The organism is Streptomyces sp. URMC 126, from assembly GCF_051386555.1.
GTDB lineage: Bacteria > Actinomycetota > Actinomycetes > Streptomycetales > Streptomycetaceae > Streptomyces.
Genome location: NZ_JBPQTX010000078.1, coordinates 1 through 25,016, shown reverse-complemented (window position 1 = coordinate 25,016; position 25,016 = coordinate 1). Strand labels below are relative to the sequence as shown.

The window sequence follows — 25,016 nt, the reverse complement described above, 5'->3', positions numbered from 1 at the left end:
CCAAACGCTGGAACTGACGTGGCCGAAGCCCGGTGAACACCTCGATGAGCTCACGGCATTGAGCGGTGACAACCTGCACGACCAGCTCAACGCCGCACTCGATCAAGAGTTACGAGACAGGCTTTATAGACCAGCACTGCGGCGAGGACCGCTGCCGAGCGGTTAGACGATCATGAGCTTTTCGAACCTCGTGGCCAGACCCCGCCACTGCTTGAGCAGGGCGGAGGACCGCTCGACCACGTTGCGGTTCTAGTAGGCCACCGGATCGGCGACCGGTACTGGAGGGCGGCAGAGGCCGGCTGCGGTCCCCCTGCCGCCCGGCCCGCCGGCCGTGGCGAGGCATCAGCGTCAGATCCCAGAGGTGCTGCGTACCCGGGCCGGGAGCCCGGCCGGGCTCAGTCGATCGTCTTGATCACCCGGGCGGGCACTCCCGCGACCACGCTGCCGGCGGGAACATCACGAGTGACCACCGCACCGGCGGCGACCACCGCACCGGCACCGATGGTCACCCCCTGCGTGATCACGGCAGCCGTCCCGATCCAGACGTCGTCCTCGATGACGATCGGTGCGAAGGAGAGGAACTCGCGGCGCTCGGCCAGAGGCAGTGGATGGCCTCCGGTGATGAGGCTGACCTTCGGGGCGATCATGACGCCGTTCCCGATACGGATGCCTCCCTTGTCCATGAAGGTGCACCCCTGGTTGACGAAGACGTTCTCCCCGAACGTCGTGTTCAGCCCGTACTCGGTAAAGAACGGAGGGTAGATCGTCACCGAATCCGGCAACGGGCCACCGAACACAACGGAAAGCAGTTCCGCGCGACCTTCGCTGTCGTCGAACGGAAGCACGTTCAGTCGAGACGTCGCATCGGTCACCTCCACGATCCGCTCCACATGACGCGCGAACTCAGGTGTCCGGACATACATGACCTGCTCTGTGCGGGTAGACATGCGCTGATCCCACCACTGCGCGGAACACGCGATCAAACAACTCTGCACCACACCAGACACAACCAACAGTTGTGGAAACAAGGTGGAAGCGTGATGGCCGAAGCCGTTGCCGAGCCATCGTGCGCGCGCATCAGCGCGCGGCCGGGGCCCGCCAAAAGGGGCCCCGGCCGGCTAACCAGTCGATCATGCCCTCGGGCGGTCCCGCGGCGGGCTGACGACCAAGAGTCCTCACTCCTAGACAGGCCGGCGACCTGCTGGGGGTCCTCGCGCGGGCCGCCGACCACGAGACGACGCCCAGTATGTTCGGCCCTGGGCGTTCTCGGTGCTTCCTTGGCGATTCCGATCACCAGGCGATCAGGCGCGATGGTCTGGGGAGCCGGAAACCATGTCCTCAGAGGGCCTGGTTCCACCGCGCCTGTCTGTCCAGCCTGGTATCAACCGCGCGATCGCGGCGCGGCCGATGACGTTTGCGGGGCGCGGACTTACCGGTTGGAGAGTCCGGACGCTACGGACGTCGCTGGACGGCAAGAGCCTGCGGATCCGGTGTCAGCAGGCGTCCACGTACCAGACCGGAGCCCAGCTTCCGTGCGCGTCGGACGAGGGCGCACCGGGTGTGGTGTAGATGAGCTTCTTGTTCTTGTCGTACATCTTGGCCCTGGTGCCCGGGGTCTGGTTGTTGTACCAGGAGCCCCCCTTGCCCATGCCGTCGGGGATCTCCTGCATGTAACAGTCCTTGTACTTGAAGCCCAGGTTCTCGAAATTGCTGGACTTGTAACCGCAGAAGTACCCCTTGGGGCAGTCGCTGGGGGCTGCCTGCTGCTCCTGGGCGATGGCGGACGGGGCTGCCAGCACGGACAGCGCCGCCGCGGCGGCGGCCACCGCGATACCGGCCTTGTGCAGCACGCGCATCGGATGTTCCCTTCCGGTCGGAGCGGTTCCGGACATGACATGATGGTTTCCTCAGCGGTGCAACCGAAAGCGCGATAATGCGCCAAGCTTCACCTGGCCCCCACTGGCATCCTTCGTATCGGCGTCTTAGGCCGTTTCTTTTGACCAACGTGTTGACCAGAGCCGACACAGGACGCTTCGTACTCCTCGGCTCAGGGAGGAACGCCAGTGCCGGCGTCGCCATCACTGAGGCCGAGGGCCTGTCCGGTACGTCGTTACGGGCGCGGGGTGCGCGGCTCGACCCGGTAGTCGAAGGCGACACCGCTGACGCTGGACGTAGTCACCCCGCCGTCGACGGTGAGGACGGCCCCGTTGACGTAGGACGCGGCGGGTGACAGCAGCCAGTCGATGGCCCCGGCGACCTCCTCCGGTTCACCCGGCCGCATGGCGGGAGACAGCCGGGTCGCCTCCGCGTACGCCGCCTCGGCGCCGCCTTCCAGCCCCGCCTCCGCCGCGAACCGCGCCATCCGCCGGTCGGCCATCTCCGTACGCACCCACCCCGGGCACACCGCGTTCGCCCGCAGCCCCTGCGGCCCGTAGTCGATGGCGAGGGAGCGGCAGAGGTGGAGCAGACCCGCCTTGGACGTCGCGTAGCCGGCGTTGCCGACGCTGTTGCGGAGCGCGGCGACCGAGGCGACCGCGACCACCGCCCCACGGGACTCCAGCAGATGCGGCAGCGCGGCACGCAGCAGCAGGAACGGGCCGGTGAGGTTGATCCGTATCAGCTCTTCCCAGTCCTCGACCGAGATGTCGCCGACCGCGCCGGGCCGCCCGATCCCGGCGTTGAGCACCACGCCGTCGAGTCTCCCGTAGGCCGCCACGGTCTTCTCGACGAGCTCGCGCACGGCCTCGGGGTCGGCGGTGTCGGAAGGGTGTGCCAGCGCTCCGGTCTCCTCGGCCACCCGGTGCAGTGGCTCGGGCCGCCGCCCGGAGATCACGACCTGGTGTCCGGCGGTGCGCAGCAGTCGGGCGGTGGCGGCCCCGATTCCCGTTCCCCCGCCTGTCACCAGGACAACACGCTGTTCGGACATGGTCGTTCGCCTCCGAAGATGGTCGGCTTCCGGTCCCCCGCGCTGTGATCATACGAAGCACCGGCATCGCCGGGCCGGGCGGGTGCCGCTGCCGTCGGCACGCGGCTGACTGCGCGGCGAGGAACGACCGCGGCGAAGGGCAGCGGCGTACGCAGCGGCGAGTGATCGGTGGAACGGTACGACGGCGGAGGCGTGCGGCAGGAGCACGCCGCATCGAGACGGTCCTGCTCTCGAACCCCGCACCCGGCAGTGGTGGGTGGCAGGCCGACCGCGCCGGTGAGGTTTGGACGTCATCTCATTTGGGGTGTCCGGCAGCGTGTGCAGCCTGTCGGGGTGGGGATCGTTGAGCGGCTGGTTCCGGATGAGCTGTGGGAGTTGTTCCAGCGTGTGGTGCCGGAGGCGCCGTCACGGCCGCGGGGTGGCGGGCGACGCCGGCACGGTGACCGGGAGGTGCCGGTCGCGACCGTGTTCGTGGCCACGTCGGGCTGCACGTGGCAGCAACTTCCGGCAGCGTCGTTCGGACCGTCGGGAGCCACGGCCCATCGGCGGTTTTCCGAGTGGACCAAGGCGAGGGTGTGGGCCAGGCTTCATCGCCTGGTCCTCGACGAGCTCGGCTCCCGCGGCGGGCTGGACTGGTCCCGCTGTGCGGTCGACTCGGTGAACATGCGAGCGGTGAAAAGGGGGACCTGACAGGTCCGAACCCTGCGGACCGGGGCAAGTACGGCTCGAAGATCCACTTGATCACCGAGCGGACCGGCCTGCTCACGCCGGGGCCCCCGGCGACGCAGACCGGGCAAGCTCCACGGCGACAAGGCCTACGACTCCTCCCGCCTGCGACGCTGGTTACGCGGGCGCGGCATCACCCACCGCATCGCCCGCAAGGGCATCGAAACCTCACAACGACTGGGCCGGCACCGCTGGACCATCGAACGCACGATGTCCTGGCTCGCCGGCTGCCGCCGCCTGCATCGTCGCTACGAGCGTAAAGCCGCCCACTTCCTCACCTTTGCCGGCATCGCCTGCACCCTCATCTGCTACCGCAGACTCACCAAACGAGATGACGTCTTACAGCCGAGCCGCTCCGGGGCCGGTGAGGAGCTCCGGGACAACGTCGCTCGCTCTCAACTCCTCTACGAACTGATCCAGTTCCTCACGTCCCCGTCGGACCGGCGGCCGCGGACACCTCCGCAGACGGCTGGAGCCCACCCGAGCCGGTCTTGTCGAGCCGGTCTTGTCATCCCTCAGCGGCCGAGCGAGCCGACGAAGCGGTCCAGCCGGGAGACGACTCGCCGCAGGACATCAACCGATCCCGCGGCATCGTCCGCGAGCTCCAGGCCATGGTCCGCCGCGGGCACCTCCAGGACCTCGTGTCCCAAGGATGCGGCAATTCGTGAATCCCAGACCTTGTCGGCGCTACCGCCGACGAGAAGGGTCGGTTCCGTGGCCCGCCGGAGAGCCGCGGCGACGTGATCGATGGTCAGGAGCGGGGTGAGCCAGGCCGCCAGGATGTTCCTGTCAGCCGCGATGCCGCAGGCGAGGGAGCCCAGGGACTTGCCGACGACGAGCCGGCAAGCCCCCGCCTCGGCTTCGATGGCCTCCGAGACCCGCCGCTCCACCCATGCGATCCGCTCGTCCACCGTGAACTGCGCGAACCCGCCGGGGATCTGCCACCACAACTCCTGGACCGTCCAGCCGTGCTGGAGCAGAACGCTCCTGGCGAAGTGCAGGAGCGGCCTGGCAGGCGAGTAACCGACGCCCGGAACGACGACTGCGACACGATCGCGGGCCCCGTCGAAACGGGTGGGCACGGCGAAGGAGAGGGGATCGGACATGGCCACAGGCTACTTGCGCATGTCTCATCGGTAAGTCGGTCGATGCCGATACCGACGCGCGGACACCCTGGGTCGCGACGCAGTACGTTCCCGGGCGCGGCTGACGAGGTGGTGTGCGAGGGGCGCTGCCGGTGCGTGGCGGAGCATGGTTCCCATGTGCGCTCTCTTCGACCGCTCCGAGCCCCGTCGGGTCTCGCCGGGCGAGTACCCCCTGTGGGACCGGGCTCTCGCCCTCCTCAACCGCGACCTCGCGGTGACCCTCCCCGAGCAGAAACCCCTGCAACTGCTGGCTCTTCCGCCCTACGATGCGCACGGGCCGGAGTACGTCTACGTCGCTCTGGCCAACGGCGAGTGGCACGGCAATTGCCTGGACCCGGAGTCGGTGGACGACCCTGCCGCCGCGCTGGCGACCGTCGCCGAAGCCGCGCAGGAGACCGTCACCGAGCGTCTGTGGCAGGCGTGGCCTCTGTGCTCCGTGCATGACCTGGGGATGCATCCGCGGGATGCGGACGGGCGGCTGTCCTGGTGGTGCGCGGGAGAGCGGTCGCGTCGCGGCCCGGCCCATATCCGTGCGGCCGTGGGCGCGCTCGACACCTTCGTCCACCCGTGTCGCCCCCGTCGCAAGGGACGGCGGGTGCGTTGACGTGCCCGCGCCAGGTCGTCGAACGCGACGTGACGTCAGTGGCACATGCCAGACGGCGGAAGTGACCCGGGCGAACAGCTTGAACTCGCCGATGTCCGACTGCTCGACGCGCGGACATACGCGGTCCCGAGGAATGGAGTGAGCTGGAGCCTCACGGCGTTGTTCCACCTCGTTGCCCTCAAGGGCGGGGCACCGGCGGTGACGGAGATCGACGGCTCCGCCGACGCCGTGGCCTGGATTCCTCTGGCCGACTTTTCTGCGGGACGACACCACGCTGTCACCGGCAGCAGCCGACGCGCTCCGCATACTTGAGCGGGCTGAAGGCGCTGGTCACAGCCGCTCATTGAGGGCTCCGAGCAGCACGGTTGCGTCATCGTGACAGCAGCGAGCTTTTCGTAACTCGTCTGTATGCCGCCCCCGCTAGTCGGTCTCGTCGAACGTCGGCGGCCGACCACCGTGGGAGCCGGGCTTGCTGCGGTTGCGGATCCGGTCCGCAGGCACCGGGATCGTTGCCTCGATGCCGCGTCCTCGCGGGTAGGAGCGATTTCTCCGTCGGGAGTCGTATGCCGTGTCGGCCCGCACCGGTCCGGCCACTCGCGGAGCCGTCCCACTCCCAAGACGTGGCACCGGGATCGCCTCAAGCACGCGGGCGAGCCGCGGGGAGTCTCCGGGCTGCCCAGTGGTGATCACCACCGACAGAGGCTTCCGACCCGGGCGGCCCCTTCCGAAGATCCCCCCGACGGTGGAGCCGAGGTTCACGTCCCAGCGATCAGGCCCTTCGCCTCGGCCTGATCTTGGAGCCGGGAGCCGTCTCGCTGCCGACGACCTCGCCGAGGCGGTCCAAGAGGCTTCCTCAGCACCCGGACACTGAGATCATCCTCAGCTTCCCCTGCCTCGGCACGCAGTTCGGCGCCCGGGTGCTCGCCGAGACCGGCGACGACGGACAGCGGTTCGCCGACGCCCGCGGTCTGAGGGCATACGCCGGCGCCTCGCCCATCCCGCGGGACTGCTCGCTCACTGCCTGCGGCAGGACGAGCGCTTTGACGAGGCACTCGCCTTCCCATCTCCGCCCGACGAGGTGGGCTCGGCAGCCGCACGGCCGAAGGCCGGATCTCACCGGCCGCTATCAGGAGCATGCCTGGCGAGTCAGGCGGTCCGACACAGCGCGGAACCTCTCCCGCCCTGCCGCGACGCTCGTCTCCCACATTTCCGAGGCGTCAGCACGCAGCGAGAGGGACTGGAGCCGTTGCTCCTCGCCGAGGAAGGAGGCGCCTGGCACGTTCCGGTCGAGCATGCCCATTGCGGTGAGCGCCGCATGGCCGCAGGACACCGCATCGTCGGCGTTGCCCGAACCGTGAGCCGACAGGGCGTACCGCAGGCACAGGGCAGCGAAGAAGGCGTATGTGTCGGCGACATCGGTGATCCCCTCCTCGTTCGGCTCAAGCTCCGGAAACCGCTCAAGCAGACGCACGCCCTCGGCGGCGCCGACGAGCGGCCTGCCGACATGCCAGAGACCGCGCACGGACTCCGCGTAGAAGTCCAGGTCGGCCTCGCGCCCCGGCTCGCCGGCCGCCCGCAGGCCCACGAAAAGCGGCGCCATGCGTTCGGCGCAGGCGGCGACGTACAGGCGGATCCTTTCGCCACCGCCCGCGCCGCGCAGTGCCTCCGCGACGGCCTCCTCCACCAGCGTTTCCACACCCCACCCTGATCCCGTTCGAACAGATCGACAGGCTACACACCGGACCGAGGACCTCAGCTTGACGAGTGAGGCCCCCTGGGGGTGTCTGCTGCCGCCCGGCTTGCCGCCCCACAGCAGCAACGGCTCAAGCCGGCCCTCCCGGCCGTTGGTCGGATCCCCGCATCCCATAAGACGCGATCACGAACGAAGCAGATCCACCCCGGGCCTCTCGCCGAAGGCCCTTGCCGTCCCCGGGAGAAGCCGCCGAACCCGGCCGGCTCGCGCCGGCACGGGTTCGCGGTTCGCCGCAGGTTCGGGAGCCCCCCGGGCCCGGCAGTCGGCGGCGGGCGAGCGGCGTCCCGCACCGTCGGACGTACCGGGTCCGAGTCCCCGGCCGGGAACCGGGTCGCCGCCTCAGCAGCCGGTGTGGCTCCCTGCCCACACCGCGGGGGTGCGGCCCGCCCAAGGGGCGGCCTGTTCGAGTTGGCCGGCGAGCCGGAAGAGGCGGCCTTCGTACCCGAAACCGGTGGCGAACTGCATGCCGATCGGAAGCCCCGTCGCCGCGTCGGCCGTCAGGGGCACGGACATGGCGGGTATGCCCGCCACGTTGAACACCGCGCTGAACGGCGAGAGGTCGAAGAGGCGGCGCAGCCGGCCGAGGCCGTCCAGGGCCTCCTCCGCGTCCCCTTCCGCGCCCTCCGCGTTTGCTCCCAAGAGCGGCGGAAGGTCCGGCACGGTCGGAGTGAGCAGAATGTCGTGGGCGTCGAAGAAGCGCGCCAGGCTTCGGGCGATCCGGTTGCGGATGGCGAGAGCGGTGACGAACTGGGCGCCGCTGACCTGCCGCCCGTAGTGGTAGCCGGCAAGAGTGGCCGGCTCCAGGGTCGAGGAGTCGACGGGCCGGCCGAGGGCGGCGGCCAGTTCGTCGATCGAGGCCGTGAGGTTCGCCGTCCACTGACGGGCACTGGCCAGGACGAACTCCTCCCAGTCGGCCCCGAGACCGACCTCGGCTTCCTCGACCCGATGGCCGAGGGATTCGAGCAGACGCACCGTGCGAGTAAGCGCGTCGGCCACCGGCCCGGCCGTGCGGTGCCCGCCCCACGCGTGGGTCAGGACACCGATCCGCAGCGAGCCCGGAGCGCGGGTGACTTCCTCCGCATATGGGCGGGGCGGCTCCTCGGCGAAGTACGGGTCACCGGGTTCCGGGCCGCGGATCAGGTCGAGCAGCACCGCGCTGTCGCGTACCGTGCGGCTGACGGCACCGTGCACGACCAGGCCGTTGAAGAGCTCGTCGAAGAAGGGCCCCACGGAGACCCGGCCGCGGGTGGGCTTCAACCCGAACAGGCCGTTGTGGGCGGCGGGAATGCGGATCGAGCCGGCGGCGTCGGTGGCGTGCGCGATCGGGACCACACCGGCGGCGACGGCCGCGCCCGCGCCCCCGCTGGATCCGCCCGCGCTGCGGGCCGGGTCCCACGGATTGCGGGTCGCGCCGTACAGCACCGGTTCCGTGGTGTTGTCGTAGGCCATCTCCGGTGTCGCGGTACGCCCGAAGGTCACGAGCCCGGCACGACGGAAACGCAGCATCAGGGAGGAGTCGGCGCCGGAGACGTTGCCGGCCGCGAGGCGGCTGCCCATCTCCATGCGCTTCCCGGCCATGGAGACCGCGATGTCTTTGATCAGGAAAGGGACCCCGGCCAGTGGCGCGCTGCCGGGGCGGGGTTCGTCGTCGGCCGGCCACGTCTCCACGATGGCGTTGATCCGCGGGTTGACCGCCCGCGCGGCATCGCGTGCGGCTGCTTCGAGTTCGGCGGGGCTCACCTCGCCTCGGGCCACCAGCTCCGCGAGCCCGACCGCGTCGAAGCCCACGTACTCGGCGATTCTCACTGTCACTCCCCCTCGAAGAAAAGAGACTCCTTGGTCCCGCACGATACCCACCGGTATCGCGTGGGACGGACTGGTACCGTAGCAGGGGAAACGAGTGGTCCACAGCGGGCCGGACGTCACGGAGCAGCAGTCATGGCAACAAGCGCCGGCAGGCCGAACAGGGTGGCCAAACTGCCGCCTCGGGAGCGCATCCTCGACGCCGCGGAAGAGCTCTTTCAGAGCGAGGGGATCCGGCGGGTGGGCGTACAGACGATCGCCGAGCGGGCCCAGACCACCAAAATGGCGATCTACCGCCACTTCGACACCAAGGACGCGCTGGTCGCGGAGTGGCTGCGGATCGTCGCCGCCGACTACCAGGCGGCCTTCGACCGGGTCGAGGCCGAGTTCCCCGGCCGGCCGCGGGAGCAGATCCTGGGCCTGGCCCGCTTCATCGCCGGGGGGTTGTCGTCGATCTCGTACCGGGGCTGCCCGTTCATCAACTCCCTCGCCGAGTTGCCGGACCGCTCACATCCCGCGCGGCAAGTGATCGAGCAGCACAAGGCCCACCAGACTCGCAGGCTCGTCGGCATGTGCACCGACGCCGGGCTGCGTGACCCCGAGCAGGCCGCGGCCTCAATCACCTTCGTACTGGAAGGCGCGCAGGTCAGCACGCACAACGGAAGCATCGATCAAGCGGCGGACCGCCTGATGCGCACCGTCGAGGGGATCCTGGCCCAGCACGGCTCGCCGTAGGGCCGCCCGCCGGCTGACGACCCGGCTCCCCGCGCCCGGTACGAGAACCGGGTGCGCGTCGGGCCGTCCGCTGAGTTCGTCCTTGCCGGTCGGCTGCCGCCGCCGGCCATTCAAATGCCTCGACAGCAGCCCTGGTTCTCGGGGACGCTTCGCGCGATGACCCGAATCGACGACATGCCGCCCGCGTGGGACGAGCGCACGCAGCTCACCACGTTCCTCGACTACGCCCGTGACGCCGCCCGCGCCAAGTGCGAGGGCGTCTCGGCGGAGCACGCCCGCAAGGCGCTCCTGCCGGGCTCACCGCTGATGACCATGAGCGGGTTGATCAACCATCTCCGCTGGGTGGAGTACCACTGGTTCCAGGTGGTCTTCCTCGGCGAGGAGGACCAGGGCCCCTGGACCGACGAACACCCCGACCGCGAGATGCGCATAGCGGTCGACTTCCCGCTCGGGCAGCTGCTCGACGAGTACGCCGAACAGAGCGCCCGCTACCGGGAACTGGTCGCCGCGACCAGCCTGGACACCCGAGCGCAAGGGCCCTTCCGCGACGGAGTCCGCGTCGATCTGCGCTGGATTCTCCTCCACCTCATCGAGGAGACCGCCCGCCACAACGGCCACTTGGACATCCTGCGCGAGCTGCTGGACGGTTCGACCGGCAGGTGAAGCCTGTCGCCGCACGGCGCCCGCCGTTTGCTGTACGAGCTTGGGGGGCGACTGTGACACCGCACCACCGCCCCCCCTTCCCGCCCAGGCCGGACGATCGGCATGAGGATTCCTGGAGGATTCCTAGCGGAGGCCCCCGTACCCCCTTCCGTTTCCTGTCAGCTCGGTCCGGCCGCGTAGGCCAGCGGAGGTGCGATCGCTTGCGCGTCCGCTCCCTCCCCGACCCACAGAGCGATGAACAACGCGGCGGTCGCTTCCAGGAGTCCCGCACGCTCAAGACCGCCGCCGGACACGGGTTCGCAGCCCACGTCCCGTACCAACTCCCGTACACGCGCCACGGCCGTCTCGTCGTCCCCGCAGACCGGCACGGCCAGCGGTCGGCCGTCGAAGACGGGCGGCCGCATGCGCCACACGTCCTCGTGGCAGAGGTTGAAAGCCTTGACCACGTAGGCTCCCGGCGCCGCCGCGGCAAGCCGCCGCGCGGCCGAGGGGCCTCCTTCCGTCAGCAGCCGGAAGCCCGGGCCGACCGGATTGGAGCAGTCGAGCAGCACCTTCCCCTCCAGGGCGGCACGCAGGTCCCGTACCACGTCCGCTCCCGCCCCGAAGGGCAGCGCGGCCAGCACCACCTCACCGAATTCGGCCGCCGCGCGCAGACTGACGGGCTTCGCGCCGCCTCCGACGCGCGTCGCGAGCCGCTCCGCTTTGACTGCGTCCCGTCCCCCGATGACCACCTGGTGTCCGGCCCGCACCCAGTGGGTGGCGAGCGCGTCGGCCATGTTGCCCGTTCCCAGTACGCCGATTCTCATCACACGTTCCCTCTCCGTGCCTGCTTCGCCGTTCGACACCGACGCTAGAAGGCGGTTCGGGCACCATTTGGTACGTGACGACCGACACCTTCATCGCCGACTGCCGCGCCCGACTCGCCTTCGATCTGCTCTCCAACACCTGGAACGCCGTGGTGCTCTGGACCCTGCGCGACGGCCCCATGCGCCCGGTCGAACTACGGGAGCGGATCGGTGGCATCAGCTCCAAGGTCCTCACAGAGACCTTGCACCGGCTGCGGTTCAACGGACTGGTCGATCGGCTGGCGGATCCCGACGCACCATCACGGATCGAATACCGGCTCACCTCTCTGGGCCGGACGTTGCTGGCGCCCATCGACGCTGTCGGCGCCTGGGCCTTCGAATACGGCGATGAGGTCATGGCCGCGCAGGAAGCGGCGCGCACTCCGGATCCGCCGTCCGCCCGCCCGACTCGCTAGGGCCGCGCCGGACGCCCTTCTCGCTGCGGATGCGCCCCGGAGCCGGCCGTGCCCTTGGCATGCGTGACGGCCGCCGGGCCGATTCCGGGCGCCGCCGCCAATACCCACGCCCGCAACAACGCGCCTGGCCACGCGCATGCAGTGGGCAGCGGGCAGCCGACCGGACGTCACCGCACATCCGACCGCCGGAGCGGCCGACCCGACGACGTCCTCCGACCAGGGCGCTATTCCTCGCGCAGGTTCTCGACCTCGGCGGCCGACACAACCATCCCGCGCACCTGCGTGTAGTACCTGCTCGCGTACTCGTCGTCGATCGCCGGAAGGACCTTGTCGAACACTGCCACCAGCCGTGTGAGGGCCGCGCGGCGCTGTTCGGTGAGAGGTCCTTCGCGGACACTCATCGCGTAGCCGTAGGCGTCCGCATCGAGCATCACCATGTCCTGACCCTCGATGTCCCGACCACGGAAGCCGGGAGGGAACGGCAGGGTCATGTGCTCGGCCATCATCCGTGCGAGCGCGTCCGACTTCTCTTCGAGCATGTCGGCGATCATGCCAGGCGCGCCCGGGCGTCCGGGTACGGTTCCGCTTCACCGCGTAGGAGCGGCGCCGCCGTTCGGCCGCGTGATTGGCTACGTCACATGAGTCTCAGGCGAGTGCCGCTGTGGTGCGCCGACGCCCGGCCGGGCGGTTACGACGAGGGTGCCGCACGGCATTCCGGCGACCGGACGGAGGCCGGGATATGAGCGGCGTCCACGCTGTGCCTTCGGAAAGCGGTGGCAATGCGCGGCGGATGGCCGTTCCGCCCTTCGATCCCGAACTCGCGGCCGCCCTGGCCGGCTTACCAGAAGACGCCAAGGCCCCGATCACCCCGGAGAACCTCCCCGCCCGGAAGGAACGGGACGCCGCCACCCGGCCGAGGCCGACGGTCCAGGAGCTCCGCGCCGACGGCCTGTTCGAGGTGTCGGAACGGAACGTTCCGGGGCCGCCGGGCGGACCGGACGTCACCCTCGTATGCGCGCGACCGGCCGGCTCGCCCGAACGGTCCGGCCCCGCCGGACCACTCCCGCCACCACCGCTGCCGCTGCTCTACTACCTGCACGGCGGCGGGCTGATCATGGGCAACGCGTGGTCCGTGCTGCCGCGCATCCTGCGGGAGTGGGTGCTCCCGCTGGGCATGGCGGTCGTCTCGGTCGAGTACCGGCTGGCGCCCGAGGCCCGGTATCCGGAGCCGCTGGAGGACTGCTACGCCGGGCTCGTCTGGGCGACCGAGCACGCGGACGAACTCGGCATCGACGCCGACCGCGTCGTCATCGGGGGCAAGAGCGCCGGCGGCGGCCTCGCCGCGGCCCTCGCCCTGCTGGCCCGCGACCGGGGCGGCCCCCGGCCGCTGGGCCAACTGCTGCTCTGCCCGATGCTCGACGACCGCGCCGACACCTTCTCCAGCCATCAGATGCCGGTTCCGGGAGTGTGGGAACGCACCTCCAACGCGACCGCCTGGCGGGCGTTCCTGGGCGACCGTTACGGCGCCGAGGACCTCCCGCCCTACGCGGCCGCCGGCCGGGCCACCGACCTCTCCGGTCTCCCGCCGGCCTATATCGACGTCGGTTCGGCCGAGATGTTCCGGGACGAGTGCGTGGCCTACGCGAACGCCCTCTGGCGGGACGGCGGCCAGGCCGAACTGCACGTCTGGCCCGGTGCGTACCACGGTTTCGACGGCCTCGTACCGGAGGCGGCCATCAGCCGGGACGCCCGCGCCGCCCGCACCCGCTGGCTGCGCCGCCTCCTCGACCAGGCCGGCACCGAGGACTGACCGATCGCCTGAGGGGGGCTGATGCGGAGGCGGATGGGAGATCGGCGGATGCGGAGGGGGGTGGATGCGGGAGACATGTCGCCGATTGCGGTCAAGATCCGCAGTGTTACGGGTCCGTCCCAGTGGACGGCAGGGCGAACGGGGGCGAATCGGCGCCGATTTCAGCGTACGGGCCGGTCGGCGGCACGTACCGGCCAATGCACTCCGCCCTACATGTAACAGCCATGTAAGCGAGGCCGGACGAGAGGAACGATTCGCCGCTTCGGGGGCATCCTGCTGATCAGAAAGGCTCGCCCATACCGACCCTTACCGGGCGGCCGACACCCCCGATCGATGCAGAGGCAGTCATGATGCGCGTTCAGAAGCTCACCTTCGCCGCCCTGGCCATAGCCGCGAGCCTCTCGCTCACGGCCTGCCAGAACGACAACGATGACGACGGCAAGGGGAAGAGCGCCCCGGCATCCTCTTCCGCCGCGTCCTCGTCCTCCTCGGGAGATTCGCAGCAGGGCAAGGCCGATCAGGTCGGCGCGGACCAGGGCGGCTCAGGGAAGGCCGGCTCGGAGAAGAGCGGCGGGAAGGATTCCGAGGCCGGCAAGGGCTCCGACGGCAAGGGCCCGGCGGGCCAGGGCGCCGGCGGGCAGGGCACGGCCACCGGAACCGGCTCCCGCGACGGCGGCGGGTCCGCCAAGTGCCGTACCGCCGACCTCCAGATCACGGCGAAGGACGACACCATCGACGGTGACCCCGCCCGCACCGTCGTCGTGCAGCTCAAGAACCGCAGCGGCCACAGCTGCACGATCTCCGGGTACGCGGGCGTCGATCTGAAGACCAGCGCCGGCAACCTGTCCGCGAAGCGCAGCGGCCAGGCGGGTGCCTCGTCCACCCTCAAGCCCGGGCAGTCGACGGCCTTCGGCATCACCTACCCGGCCAACGACTCGGGCGGCTCGGGCGTCCGCGTCACCGGGCTGCTGGTGACCCCGCCGAGCGAGACGCACACGGTCTCCCTCCCCTGGCCGGGTGCCGCCACGCTGCCCGTCACGGACGGTTCCGGCTCCCCGGTGAAGGTCGGCCCGATCGGAAGCGCCGGCCAGGGCGGCTGAACGACCGGAGCGGGGAAGGACCGCCGACGCCTCCATCGCACCCATGCCGTCCCTTCCCCGGCGATCACCGACAGCTCCCCATGCTCCTGATGGGGAGCTGTGCGCGCCCCTGGGCCGACAGTGGGGTCAGCGGAACCAGAACACGTCGAACTTGAACTTGACGGGGCACTGCCACCCACCCCACCAGTAGCAGAGCTCACCGGCCACGTAGAAATACCAGCAGTTCTTGGAGTCGTCCCGGCGGACGCCCACCGTCAGGCTTCCCTGCAGAATCTTGAGGTTGATGTTCCATGTGTGGCTGGTGAGGCTCCCGCTGAGGTCGATGCCCTCCCACCAGACGTTCCTGCCGCTGAGGTCGGCGCCGACGCCGAGCTTCAGTTCCCACGCGTCGTCAGCGAACTTGAGGTGACACAGGGCGTAGAACTCCAGCGGGCCCAGATCGAACAGGTGCTCACGCCATTTTTCCTCGTCGTGGACCGGCTCGGTGCGTACCTCCGGGGCCCGCACTTCCAGAGGCCGCTCCTCGGCCCGCTGGGCGCCCTCGACGTACAGCTGCCTGATCTCATCGGCGCTGGTGTCGGCCTGCCCCTCCTTCTTGTGCGCGTTGGCGGTGTCGGCCAGCTGTTGCCAGACGTCCGGTTCGATTCCTTGCAGTGCGGTCGACGGGTCAGTAGCCACTCTCTCCCCTTCGTTCCCCGTAACGCCTCACCGCACCTCCCGCACCGGGAGGTGGAGCCGGCGTCCGCGTGAGTTCTCTGTCGGGATATCCACCTCCCAAGGCCGCACACGGAATGAACCGCTCATTCACTGCCATGTGCGACAGCTCGATGATGTGTGGGCGTCGCACGGCACCCGCACGAGGCTCCTTGGCGCCGCCCCTCGCGGCACCCGCGGCTCGGCCCGTGCTCGTCGGCGGCCACGTCGGAGTCCGTCCATCCGTCACGACATGGGCGGCGCGCTCGCCGCCGGCGGGTGATTCGGCTCCCGCGGGCCTCCCAGCGGCCGGCCGTCGCCGTAGGTACGAGTACTCATGCGTGGACGGTGCGCACCGCCTACCGTCGCCAGGTGTCCACCGCCCCACCACCACCGTCACCCTCCACCTCCGGCAGGAGTGGCTGGTGCTGCTGCCTGCTGATCCCCCTCCTGCCCGTCGTCTGGCTCCTCGCCACCTCCGTCCTGCCGGAGCGGGTGTTCTGGTTCCCGTTCTGGCTGGGGGCCGTGCTCTGGAACGGTTCGGACGGGCAAGGCGGCATCCACCACTTGCTCGGCTGACAACGGATGGCCGCCGCAGCAGCGGCGGGTGCTGTGTCGTTCAGCAGCGCTTCGACGAGGGTGGGCGGTCCGACGACCTTGGTGCCCCACGAGTCGGCGGAGGGGCTGAGTTCGGCCTCGGACCCGCCGTACAAAGCCTCGGCGTCACCGATCCGGCCCGCGCGCACCCGAAGGTCGTCGAAGTCGAGGGCCCCGAGCGTCAGCGGGTTGTGGGGCTGTGCGGGGTGAGGAGGGAGACCAGCCGGTTCCAGGTCTCACGGCCCAGGCTCCCCTCGTCGGCGGGATCAGGCCCAGCGGCCGGCTGCCGTTCTTCCTGATCGAGGGGAAACAGCGGAAGCAGGGGCTCAGCCCGTCCGGCACCACCGGGTCACCGGTCCGCCGGGTCTGCTCAGCCCGACACACCCCAGCGCGGCCTTCGCCGGCCGGGGCCCGGATGCCGGGCGCGGCCCACTCCCCAGATACAGCAGGGCGGCGCCGACCCCTCCGGCTCAGCGCCTGCCCAGCCGGGGCAGCGTGAGGTCCGAGCACCCATGGCGCTTCACGGCCTCCCGGGCGAACGCCGCCAGCAACGCCTGCTGGGCGGGCCGGTCCGCACGGCTCGTAGCGGACGGGTACTCGCCCCGCACGGACGTCAAGGTGAAACGGGCCCGCCCGAAAAAGTCACGGCACTCGGCAGCGGCCCACGAATCACCCGTCCGTTCGTCGACGGGGGAGGCGGGCTCCTGGTGGCCAGGGGGATTGGTGAAAAGGTCCTGCGCGTATGGCCCGTAGAAGGCACCGAGGTGATAAAGGCGCTCGCCTTGCCGGTCGGTGATGTAGCAGTCCTCGATAGGCCCGTCGGGAGCAGCCGTCTCCTCCAGACCCCGCCCGCCGACGGACGCGACCGCGTCGCCGACCGGTTTCAGGGCGCGGCACGTCCCTTTGGCCCGGTCCAGAGGGACATTGCCGCCCACGGGAGGTGGTGGATCCACCGTCCCGACCGTTTCCCCCGGAACGGCTTCACATCCCAGCTTGTCGGCCGCCCTCACGGCGGTGCCGGTCGTCAGCCGGGCCAGCTCCGCCATCGCCAAACGGTCGTGCGACAGCGGTTCCGTCCGGTTCCATCGGAAGGCGCTGACGCTGACGAGCAGGCCTTTACCGGCGCCACGGCAGGGCAACACGACCGCGGCTTCCCCACCCACACCACCGGGGCGTATCACGCCCGACCACCCGTGCCCGAACGGCACGTCGTTGACGGCATCTTTGACCGGAGCGTCCCCGGTGAGCCGGGAGCGGGCGAGCCGGGACGAGTGCGACCAACCGATGTTCAGCTCGACAAGACCCGTCTTCTTGCCGTGTGGAAGAACGACGCACTGGTCCAGCCAGCCGAGGCCGCGCACCTTGTCGGGTCTCTGCTCGGCGCGCAGCCGGTCTGCTTCCAGAAACGCCGAAAGGTCACCCTTCGGCAGAGCGCCCTGACAAGCTTCCTCCACCGACCGGGCATTCTCGATACGCTCGAATCCTCCCCAGGCGAAGAACGCTCCGGCACCGATCGCCAGAATGGCCACGGGCATACCGACGCCCAGGATCATCCGTCGGCGCTTGCGTCGGTTTCCGGCAGGGGCTTCCTGTGGTGCCGAAGAGGCGTCTGCCGATGGCGTGCTCATCGATGAATCGATTCTCTTCTCCAGGCTTGGGCATCAACCATGGTGACCGAACAGGTGGGTGGCCCAGCCATGACCTCGGTTGTAGTTGTTCAGCATGTTGCCGGCACGGCCCTGAACTTCGTTCGTGTTCTTGATGCCGCGCCCTTCGGCCCAGCCGTCGACCATACGGACCATTTGGTTCGGCGTTTCGGGGAGCGACGATGTCGGCCAGGATCTTCACGCGATTCACACGTCAACGGCCGGACGGCCCGCCGTGGCGCAAATTCGACGGCGACGGCGACGCTGGCGGTGGCGGTGGGGCAGGCGGCGTGGCTGAACGAGCCGCAGCCGGCCGCGCCGGGAAGGCACGGCCGGCTGCGGTAAGCCGGAGTAGCGGATGCGCATTCCGGGGAATCCGGCGGGCACCCGTCCCTGCGGGGAATCCGTTTACGCTCGCCCGTTCGTCAGAGGATTTCGATGGACTTCACCTTCGGCGGACGGTTCGGGAAGGTGATGTCGTGCCAGCGCTCGATCTTCACCGAATCACCGTTGGCGTCGTAGTAGATCAGGTCGTTGTTCCCCGTGTAGATACGGTCGACCCACCACTCGCCGAAGTCGGTCCGGCCGCGGTTGGCGTAGCAGTCGACGCTCTGACGTCCACCGCTGTGGGACCAGATCTTCAGGAAGGGCTCCCCACCGCGGCAGGGTATGTGGTCGATGGCGTACGCGTTGCCGGCCGGGACGACCACGGTGAGCGCTGCGGCCGCCGCGAACGCCGCGGCCACGGAGGTTATGGACTTTTTCGCTTTTGACAGCACTGGTTCTCCTTCATTCGAATAGCCGAAACGGGAGTTCATCAAGCAGTGACACAGACTGCTTCCGTGCTGGGCAGGCATTTCCTGACGCCCGCCGTGACCGGCGGTCGCGCCATTTCGCCTCGCGCTTGCGTAACGACGTTCCTCCGAACCGACTGCATATAGCAAGCTTCCCTCCATCGACTGTCCGGAATTCAACCTTCTAGTGTCCGGATCGAGACCTCGTGGGGCAGTTGGCCGGGTTGGCCCGAGGTGGCCACCGGCTCGACAAGCCCTGGATGGCTTACGACACGACGCGTCGCGGCCGAGGGATACGCCACCCCAGCGGACCGTTCGTCCTGATCCCCACGCGGCCGGCATGCATCCGCCGCGGTGGCCGGCCGCCGAAGGGCTCCGCCCCTGCGCTCACGGTCCGCTCAGGACCTGACCGGCCACCTGCGCCACGGCTCCCGCACGCTTCTGTGACAGCGCGGCAAGGATCGGGCCAACGGACGAGCCCTTCACGGTCGTCCGCCGTGTCCGGGCGCGTTGGCGACGAGCTGAGATCGCCGTCGTGCGGCGGGCGTTGGCGGCCGGTGAGCTCGTCGGCCCGATCGCCGTCCGCTACGACGCCCACCCGGCCGAGCGCGCCCTGCCCGGGCGTCGGGCGGCGGTCCGGGCACCCTCCGGAGCTCCCGGAGATCCGCGCCGCGCCGATCGGGCAGGTGATGTGGTGGGGCGACGACGGGCACAGTTCGCGTGAGGCCCGTCCCGCGCTGTTTGACGCCTTCGGCCCGAAGGTGAGGGCGCTGCAACGCCAACCGGGGGGCGGTCAAGGAACTGCCGGGTCGGTTACAGGTACCACCTGATCGCCGACGGCCGCGGCACCCCGCTCGCCGCGCTCCTCACCGGCACCCAGAGCGATGGCGTCACCCCGGTCCTGCTCCCCTTGCTTGAGGCCCCCTCCGCCCCGGGGGCGCGTCAGGCCCTTGCCGTCCACCGCGACCGCCTCCGCGAGCGGCGCATCGTGCCTGCCGTCGCCCGGCGCGGAACCCGCCTCGGCACGGGAACGGACGCTTGTGGATGGGGAGTTGAGCGCACGTCCGCCTCGCTCCAGGGCGTCGAACGCGTCCGTATCCACCATGGAATCAACGCCTGCCCCCCCGCTCCGGGCAGCGGTTCAATCCTGCCTCAGAAGGTCCATTGACCGGTTCACGCCCGCACAGGCCTCATCCTCGGGTTGCACCGTCATCCCGCCGCCGGCAACCGGCTCATTCCGCCGGCCATTGCCCAGGCGTCGGCGGTGCCCGGCATCCGTACGGCCCCTTCCCGCACAGCAGGGCGGAGCGGACGGACGCCGGCGCATCCCGTCGGGACTACTTGAGCGCCGAGTTGACGGTGCTGGAGAGCCCCGAGGTGGCCGCTTGGGCCGTGGAGTTGGCCGTGTCCTTGACGCTCGTCACCGGGCCGGGCTCGGGCATCGAGGCCGACGCCGGCGACGACTGCGCGGCCTCGGACTCCGTCGACGCCGAGGACGAACCGCCGGACGCCTTCGGGTCGTACTGGTAGGTATGGGTCACCTTGTGCTCCTGGGTCAGCTTCCCCGGCGCCGGTGAGACCACCAGGACGGGGAACCCGTCATCACCGTGGTGGTGATGACGGTGGTCGTCGGCCCGCGCGGCTGGCGCCAGGCCCAGCACCGCCGCGCCCGCGGCGACCGCCACGAGCATGGCCAGGAGACGACTGCGCATCGCTGCCATGACGTTCACTCCCACTCGTCGAAGGAAAACACCGGCTGCCGTGACCGCGGCGGGGGCGAGTCCCGGCGCGGGGATCGACATCCACGCACCCGGAACAGGGCGGCTACGCGGCCGGGCCGAGGTCGACTCGACGGAGACGCCCGGCCGTTCGCGGGCGCCACGACAGCGCGCCCCGAGCACGAGACGCACGACGAAGCGCGCCCTTCTCCCACCCACCACCCGCTTCAGCGGCAGGAACAAGCAGAGACTGGCACTTCCTTGACGACGGCCACAGGTGCCAGTGGCGCGCGGGACGGCGCCCGGCGCCTTGTCGCCTCGTAGGAAGAATCCGGGGCGCCGGACGCCGACACCCCCTCAGTCGGCGGATGTCGCGGCCGGGGCGCGGGTCGCGGTGACCGTGGCCACGGTCCAGGCCGTCACCCAGGCGGCACCGACGAGCAGCGCGGTGAAGGCGGTGGGCGGGTGTGGCGGGGTGGGGCCCAGACCGGGCGCCAGGCCCGTCGCCCGGGCGGTGAAGCCGACGACACCGGCTCCCACCATCACGATGCCCGCCCAGGAGACCGCGAGCAGCGACCACCGGACGAACCGGCCGCGCGGCGGACGGGCGAGGAACAGCGCGACGACGGCCATCAGCAGACCGAGGGCGGCGTTGCCCAGCTGGGCCGCCCCGACGTCGGCGACGGCCGCGTAGGCGTCGGCCGGCGCGGGGAAGCCCGGCATGCCCAGCTCGTCCTTCCTCGCCAGGTCCACCTTGGCGACCGTGTAGGCGAGGGCGCCGACGCCGGCGGCGAAGGGCGCGATCAGGGACTTCCCGGGAGTACGAGGCATGTGCTCATCCTCCGGCGCGGCCGGCCGGGGCCGCCTCCTCCTCCCGGACGGGACCTCTCCGCCGGACGGGGGAGCCAGGCGCGGCGGCTCCCCTCCCGCGTCCACCGGACGGTGCCGGACGGGCGCCGGCGCGCCGGACGAGTCCGAGGCCGGCCGGAACCGGTGGACGGGAACGGGCCGCCGTCCTGGGGCCGCCGTCCCCGGGTCGCCGTCCCCGGGTCGCCGTCCCGGGGTCGCCGCTACAAGGTCCGCGCGAGTCCGCGGCGGGCCCCCGCACACACCGGCCGGGCGCCGGCGCGCGGGCGTTGCCCGGCGGGCGCTCGTCAGACGCCTCCCTCAGGCGTTGCCCAGCGGGCGCTCGTCAGACGCCTCCCTCAGGCGTTGCCTGGCGGCCGCTCGACAGGCGCCTCCCTCAGACGCCTGCCTCAGAACGCGTCCCTCAGGGCGGATGCCAGAGGGCACGTGCCTCACGGCGCGTACGGCAGTTGACGCTTGTGGTCGGTGAGGCGGTAGCGGCGGACGATCGTCTCGTAGGCCCGCTCCTCGACCGGCTTGCCCTCCAGGAAGTCGTCGATCTGGTCGTAGGTGACGCCCAGCGCGTCCTCGTCGGCCTTGCCCGGGTCGAGGGTCTCCAGGTCGGCCGTGGGAGTCTTCCACACCAGCTCGGCGGGCGCGCCGAGCGCGTCGGCGACGGCGCGGACCCGGCGCTTGGTGAGACCGGTGAGCGGGACGAGGTCGGCGGCGCCGTCGCCGTACTTCGTGAAGAAGCCCGAGACCGCCTCGGCGGCGTGGTCGGTGCCGACGACCAGGCCCTCGTGCGCGCCCGCCACCGCGTACTGGGCGATCATGCGCTGCCGGGCCTTGATGTTGCCGTGCACGAAGTCCTGGTGGTGGGCGTCGCGGAAGCGGGTGCCGCTGGCCAGGGCGGCCTCCAGCGCGGCGTCGCTGGCGGGCTTGACGTCGACGGTCAGCACGTGGTCGGCCCGGATGAAGGAGAGGGCGAGCTGGGCGTCGTGCTCGTCGGCCTGGACGCCGTAGGGCAGCCGCATCGCGTAGAAGCGGGCCTCGTGTCCGGTGGCCCGGGCCCGCTCGACCGCGAGCTGGCAGAGCCGGCCGGCGGTGGTGGAGTCGACGCCTCCGCTGATGCCGAGGACGAGGGAGCGCAGGCCGGTGGAGGTCAGCCGCCCGGCGAGGAAGGCCACCCGGCGCTCGATCTCCCGCTCGGCGTCGAAGTCCTCGGTGACCTGGAGTTCCCGGGCTATCTCCTGCTGGAGGGCGATGGACGCCGGCTCGCTCACGTCTGCTCCTTGGTGCGGTTCGCGTGGTGCTGTCCCGCCAGCCTACCCAGTGGGCGGGCGCGTCCCCGGGGCCCTGCCCCGCCGCCGGGAAGCGGCGGGGCAGGGCGCGAGCGGGAACAGGGGGCCGAGGGTCAGCCGGCCAGCTTCGCCGACTTGCGGCGCGCGGTCCACACCGCCGCACCGCCCGCGAGGACGAGCGCCGCGGCGCTGCCTGCGAGCGGGCCGGTCGGGGTGTCGGAGCCGGTGTGGGCGAGGGAGTCGTCCGTACCGGAGCCGGTGCCCGTACCCGACGAGCTGCCGGTGCCCGTACCGCTCGTTCCGGTGCCGGGGCTCGGCGAGCTGCCGTCGGTGTTGGTGCCGGTGGAGTCGTCGTCGAGCTTGGCGTCCTTGTTGACCGCGATCTTCGCGGTCACCGGATCGACGCCGTCACCCTTGTCGAGTTTGCCGTCTCCGATGCTGAGGGCCTTGGCTCCTTTGTCGGTCAGGGCGGTCTGTACCAGGTCGAGCGTGACTATGCCGTTGACGGGCGCGAGCGAGCCTTTGTTCATCGTGAGGTCGGCCAGTGCCGTCTCCTCATCGGACAGGCCGTCCTCGATCTTCCCGTCCACCTTCTTGGTCACGTGGGCCAGCAGTTGCCCCTTGGTTTCCTCCTCCACATGGACCCGGAACTTCGAGAGGGTCAGCTCCACCTTCCCGCCGTTCGGGTTGGCGACGAAACGCAGCGTCCCGTCGAACGTGGCGTCGAGCATGGACGCCTCCTTGTACTTCCCCGTCGCCTTGGTGAAGCGGAAGTCGGAGCTCCGCTGCTCGGCACCGTCCGAGACCTCGATCTTCCCGCCGAACTTCGTGGTGATCGCGTTACGGAGGGACTCCTTGACACCCCAGTCCAGGCGGCCGTCGTAGACCTTGGAGTCCGCGGTCAGCTGCTTCGGGGACTCGGAAGGGCTTCCGGCGCTCCCCGTGGTTCCTGTGGTTCCCGTGGATCCAGGGGTCTCCGAACCACCACCGGTGGTTCCCGTGCTGCCCGTGGTCCCGGAGGACCCATCGGAACCGCCGGTGTCCTGGCCGCCGGTCTTCCGGTCGCCCGTCTCCGGGACGAACGACTCGTCCTCCGGGTCCGCGACCTTGGCGTCCTCGACGCCCTCCGCCGGCTGCGGGTCGGTGGACGGGGTCTCCTCCGGTGCGGGAGTCCGCTCCGTGTCGGACGTCTTCTCCGGTTCCGGCGTCTTCTTCGACTCGGAGGTCCTCTCGGGGGCCGGGGTCTTCTCCGGCTCGGAGGTCTTCTCCGGCGCGGGGGTGGTCGCCGGCGGCGTCGGCTTGGGCGTGGTCTTCGGCTCGGAGGGCTCCTTCGGCTTCGGCGCGGGCGTCGGCGTCTTGGTCGGCGCGGGAGTCGGCTTCTTCTCGGGTATCGGCTTGGATTCGGAGTCCGGGAGCGGTGCGCCCCGCTTCACCGTGAGGGAGACGCGGTCGAGCGACGTCCCGGCCTTGAAGAAGGGCTTCCCCTTGTACGTGAACGCCTTGGCGCCGTCGGCCGTCAGGGTCGCCGGGACCTTGGCGAACGACGGGGCGTTCTCCTTGTCTCCGCCCTTCCCGGTGTCCTTGCCACCACCCTTGCCGCCGTTCTTGCCACCGTCCTTGCCGCTCTTCGCCGCCGGCTTGCCCTTGGCGAGGTCGAGCGTGGCGAGGGTGACGTCCTGGCGGGTCTTGCCGGAGGTCGTGACATCGGCGGTGACGCGGCCCTTCTTGCCGTCACCGGTCACCTTGAGGTCGCTGAGCTTGAGATCGAGCCGCCAGTGCTTCTTCTTCCCCTCGCCCTTGGCGTGGCCCAGGAATCGGACGCTTCCGTTGAAGGCGGTGGTGAAGGTGTGCTTCTCGCGGTCGTAGGTGCCCTTGCCGCCGGAGAACGTGAAGGGGCCGTTCTTGTCCGCCTGTTCGGCGCCGTCGGCGACCCGGATGGTGCCGTCGGCCTCGTCACCGGTGACGTACTGGCGGAAGGATTCCTTGATGCCCCAGGTGAGGGCCCCGTCCTTGAGCTGGAACCCGGTCGGCGACTTGGCGGCCGCCTCCGGCTCCTCACCGGCGGCTCGGGCGGGCAGGGTGAGCACGGTGGCCCCGAGGGCGATCGCCGTGGCGACGGCGGCGGTGAACGCCGTCCGTCTCTGAGTTACGGCCATGTGTCAACTCTCCTTAGGGGTAGTGCGGCCGGTGCCTGCCGGCACATGAAAGGTAGTCAGTCGAATGGATGCACGGAAAGCGGAAAAGGGTCCCTCGGGCGTCACATGAGTCGTCACACGACTCGTCACGCGAGTCACCACACGAGTCGTCACAGGTGCCATCGCGCGACGCGGCGCACGAACCGGCCCACAAGACGTCGTCCGTGCCGCGCGTACCGGCCGACGACCCTCCGGGAACGCGCCAAGCCGCGCGCCACCGCGCCCCGCCGAGGAATACGGCGCGCGGTGTACGGGCAGACCTGTAGGGCGATCGGGGCCGTACGGCGGCGCCGCGCCGGGTCGGGTCGAATCGGATCGGACCGGATCGGGCGAGGCGAGGCCCGGCACCGCCGGAGCACACTCGGGCACTCCCCGGCCCACCCGCCCGCACGGTCGGCAAGGCGGCGGCAGCGGCGTCGAGCAGCGGCACCGAGCGGCGTATCGAGCACCCTCCCGCCGGAGCGCCCATCACCATGCACCCACCGTGGAAATTTAGGTAAGGCTAACCTAAGCTAAGCCCGCACGCAACGCACCGTCCGGCTCCCACGGAAAGGCAGGAACGTGCAGCAACCCCAGGCGCGGGAAACGCCGTTCGCACCCCCGCCCACCACATCACCGCCCACCACACCCCCGCACGCCACACCAGCGGCGGACCGGCCGCACCCCCCGACCCCCGCCCGGCCCCGGCGCCGTGAGGGGC

General features: G+C 70.4%; 23 protein-coding genes and 3 pseudogenes. 10 read left to right on the top strand and 16 right to left on the bottom strand.

Features of this window, described 5'->3' with window-relative positions:
• Positions 1 to 395 precede the first annotated feature (395 nt).
• Positions 396 to 923 carry a sugar O-acetyltransferase gene (locus ACSNOK_RS12525; protein ID WP_436780704.1) on the bottom strand — a complete coding sequence of 176 codons (528 nt, stop codon included), beginning with the start codon at positions 921 to 923 and terminating at the stop codon, positions 396 to 398.
• Positions 924 to 1,066: 143 nt separating this feature from the next.
• On the opposite strand from ACSNOK_RS12525, the pseudogene ACSNOK_RS12520 reads away from it, so the two are divergent.
• Positions 1,067 to 1,170, top strand: a pseudogene (locus ACSNOK_RS12520) (IS5/IS1182 family transposase); the annotation flags it as partial.
• 323 nt (positions 1,171 to 1,493) lie between these two features.
• Here the strand turns inward: ACSNOK_RS12520 and ACSNOK_RS12515 are convergent.
• Together ACSNOK_RS12515 and ACSNOK_RS12510 are read right to left on the bottom strand one after the other, a co-directional pair.
• Positions 1,494 to 1,856 (bottom strand): hypothetical protein, encoded by a 363-nt coding sequence (locus ACSNOK_RS12515; protein WP_436780702.1) that lies wholly within the window; start codon positions 1,854 to 1,856, stop codon positions 1,494 to 1,496.
• A gap of 254 nt (positions 1,857 to 2,110) precedes the next feature.
• On the bottom strand, positions 2,111 to 2,926 hold the full coding sequence (locus tag ACSNOK_RS12510) for an SDR family NAD(P)-dependent oxidoreductase (RefSeq protein WP_436780701.1): 816 nt from the start codon (positions 2,924 to 2,926) through the stop codon (positions 2,111 to 2,113).
• 333 nt (positions 2,927 to 3,259) lie between these two features.
• Between ACSNOK_RS12510 and ACSNOK_RS12505 the strand changes: the two are divergent.
• Positions 3,260 to 3,979: pseudogene (locus ACSNOK_RS12505) on the top strand (transposase); the annotation flags it as partial.
• Between the two features lie 188 nt (positions 3,980 to 4,167).
• Here the strand turns inward: ACSNOK_RS12505 and ACSNOK_RS12500 are convergent.
• Positions 4,168 to 4,758 carry an alpha/beta hydrolase gene (locus tag ACSNOK_RS12500; protein WP_436780700.1) on the bottom strand — a complete coding sequence of 197 codons (591 nt, stop codon included), beginning with the start codon at positions 4,756 to 4,758 and terminating at the stop codon, positions 4,168 to 4,170.
• Positions 4,759 to 4,912: 154 nt separating this feature from the next.
• On the opposite strand from ACSNOK_RS12500, the gene ACSNOK_RS12495 reads away from it, so the two are divergent.
• Positions 4,913 to 5,401, top strand: a complete 489-nt coding sequence (locus ACSNOK_RS12495) for a hypothetical protein (RefSeq protein WP_436780699.1) — start codon at positions 4,913 to 4,915, stop codon at positions 5,399 to 5,401.
• Between the two features lie 814 nt (positions 5,402 to 6,215).
• Positions 6,216 to 6,405: pseudogene (locus ACSNOK_RS12490) on the top strand (transposase); the annotation flags it as partial.
• Between the two features lie 122 nt (positions 6,406 to 6,527).
• Here the strand turns inward: ACSNOK_RS12490 and ACSNOK_RS12485 are convergent.
• Together ACSNOK_RS12485 and ACSNOK_RS12480 are read right to left on the bottom strand one after the other, a co-directional pair.
• On the bottom strand, positions 6,528 to 7,097 hold the full coding sequence (locus ACSNOK_RS12485) for a hypothetical protein (protein WP_436780698.1): 570 nt from the start codon (positions 7,095 to 7,097) through the stop codon (positions 6,528 to 6,530).
• A 396-nt stretch (positions 7,098 to 7,493) separates the two neighbouring features.
• On the bottom strand, positions 7,494 to 8,960 hold the full coding sequence (locus tag ACSNOK_RS12480) for an amidase (protein WP_436780697.1): 1,467 nt from the start codon (positions 8,958 to 8,960) through the stop codon (positions 7,494 to 7,496).
• A gap of 132 nt (positions 8,961 to 9,092) precedes the next feature.
• Here ACSNOK_RS12480 and ACSNOK_RS12475 point away from each other — a divergent pair, with 132 nt between their 5' ends.
• Complete coding sequence (locus tag ACSNOK_RS12475) at positions 9,093 to 9,692, top strand: TetR/AcrR family transcriptional regulator (protein WP_436780696.1); 600 nt, start codon at positions 9,093 to 9,095, stop codon at positions 9,690 to 9,692.
• 156 nt (positions 9,693 to 9,848) lie between these two features.
• Complete coding sequence (locus ACSNOK_RS12470; RefSeq protein ID WP_436780695.1) at positions 9,849 to 10,355, top strand: DinB family protein; 507 nt, start codon at positions 9,849 to 9,851, stop codon at positions 10,353 to 10,355.
• A 158-nt stretch (positions 10,356 to 10,513) separates the two neighbouring features.
• Here the strand turns inward: ACSNOK_RS12470 and ACSNOK_RS12465 are convergent, their stop codons facing one another.
• Positions 10,514 to 11,161 (bottom strand): NADPH-dependent F420 reductase, encoded by a 648-nt coding sequence (locus ACSNOK_RS12465; protein WP_436780694.1) that lies wholly within the window; start codon positions 11,159 to 11,161, stop codon positions 10,514 to 10,516.
• Positions 11,162 to 11,235: 74 nt separating this feature from the next.
• Here ACSNOK_RS12465 and ACSNOK_RS12460 point away from each other — a divergent pair, with 74 nt between their 5' ends.
• A complete protein-coding gene (locus ACSNOK_RS12460; RefSeq protein ID WP_436780693.1) occupies positions 11,236 to 11,616 on the top strand; it encodes a winged helix-turn-helix transcriptional regulator in 381 nt (126 codons plus the stop codon).
• Between the two features lie 224 nt (positions 11,617 to 11,840).
• On the opposite strand, the gene ACSNOK_RS12455 is transcribed toward ACSNOK_RS12460, so the two are convergent.
• Positions 11,841 to 12,155: a hypothetical protein gene (locus ACSNOK_RS12455; RefSeq protein WP_436780692.1), complete on the bottom strand. Its 315-nt coding sequence runs from the start codon at positions 12,153 to 12,155 to the stop codon at positions 11,841 to 11,843.
• A gap of 251 nt (positions 12,156 to 12,406) precedes the next feature.
• On the opposite strand from ACSNOK_RS12455, the gene ACSNOK_RS12450 reads away from it, so the two are divergent.
• A complete protein-coding gene (locus ACSNOK_RS12450) occupies positions 12,407 to 13,426 on the top strand; it encodes an alpha/beta hydrolase (protein ID WP_436780691.1) in 1,020 nt (339 codons plus the stop codon).
• A 350-nt stretch (positions 13,427 to 13,776) separates the two neighbouring features.
• Positions 13,777 to 14,526: a DUF4232 domain-containing protein gene (locus ACSNOK_RS12445; RefSeq protein ID WP_436780703.1), complete on the top strand. Its 750-nt coding sequence runs from the start codon at positions 13,777 to 13,779 to the stop codon at positions 14,524 to 14,526.
• 126 nt (positions 14,527 to 14,652) lie between these two features.
• Here ACSNOK_RS12445 and ACSNOK_RS12440 read toward each other — a convergent pair whose 3' ends face one another.
• Positions 14,653 to 15,204 (bottom strand): hypothetical protein, encoded by a 552-nt coding sequence (locus tag ACSNOK_RS12440; protein WP_436780690.1) that lies wholly within the window; start codon positions 15,202 to 15,204, stop codon positions 14,653 to 14,655.
• 387 nt (positions 15,205 to 15,591) lie between these two features.
• Here ACSNOK_RS12440 and ACSNOK_RS12435 point away from each other — a divergent pair, with 387 nt between their 5' ends.
• A complete protein-coding gene (locus ACSNOK_RS12435; protein ID WP_436780689.1) occupies positions 15,592 to 15,798 on the top strand; it encodes a hypothetical protein in 207 nt (68 codons plus the stop codon).
• A gap of 488 nt (positions 15,799 to 16,286) precedes the next feature.
• Here the strand turns inward: ACSNOK_RS12435 and ACSNOK_RS12430 are convergent, their stop codons facing one another.
• The 7 genes from ACSNOK_RS12430 to ACSNOK_RS12400 all read right to left on the bottom strand — a co-directional run bounded on the left by ACSNOK_RS12430 (position 16,287) and on the right by ACSNOK_RS12400 (position 24,277).
• On the bottom strand, positions 16,287 to 17,369 hold the full coding sequence (locus ACSNOK_RS12430; RefSeq protein WP_436780688.1) for a hypothetical protein: 1,083 nt from the start codon (positions 17,367 to 17,369) through the stop codon (positions 16,287 to 16,289).
• A gap of 108 nt (positions 17,370 to 17,477) precedes the next feature.
• Positions 17,478 to 17,609 (bottom strand): hypothetical protein, encoded by a 132-nt coding sequence (locus ACSNOK_RS12425; RefSeq protein ID WP_436780687.1) that lies wholly within the window; start codon positions 17,607 to 17,609, stop codon positions 17,478 to 17,480.
• Between the two features lie 278 nt (positions 17,610 to 17,887).
• Positions 17,888 to 18,241: a beta/gamma crystallin domain-containing protein gene (locus ACSNOK_RS12420; RefSeq protein WP_436780686.1), complete on the bottom strand. Its 354-nt coding sequence runs from the start codon at positions 18,239 to 18,241 to the stop codon at positions 17,888 to 17,890.
• 1,352 nt (positions 18,242 to 19,593) lie between these two features.
• On the bottom strand, positions 19,594 to 19,968 hold the full coding sequence (locus ACSNOK_RS12415) for a hypothetical protein (protein ID WP_436780685.1): 375 nt from the start codon (positions 19,966 to 19,968) through the stop codon (positions 19,594 to 19,596).
• Between the two features lie 363 nt (positions 19,969 to 20,331).
• On the bottom strand, positions 20,332 to 20,805 hold the full coding sequence (locus tag ACSNOK_RS12410; protein ID WP_436780684.1) for a hypothetical protein: 474 nt from the start codon (positions 20,803 to 20,805) through the stop codon (positions 20,332 to 20,334).
• Between the two features lie 467 nt (positions 20,806 to 21,272).
• The gene (gene nadE / locus ACSNOK_RS12405) at positions 21,273 to 22,103 is read right to left on the bottom strand and encodes an ammonia-dependent NAD(+) synthetase (protein WP_436780683.1); all 831 of its coding nucleotides are present in this window, start codon (positions 22,101 to 22,103) and stop codon (positions 21,273 to 21,275) included.
• 131 nt (positions 22,104 to 22,234) lie between these two features.
• Positions 22,235 to 24,277, bottom strand: coding sequence for an HtaA domain-containing protein (locus tag ACSNOK_RS12400; RefSeq protein WP_436780682.1), 2,043 nt, complete (start codon positions 24,275 to 24,277; stop codon positions 22,235 to 22,237).
• Positions 24,278 to 25,016 lie beyond the last annotated feature (739 nt).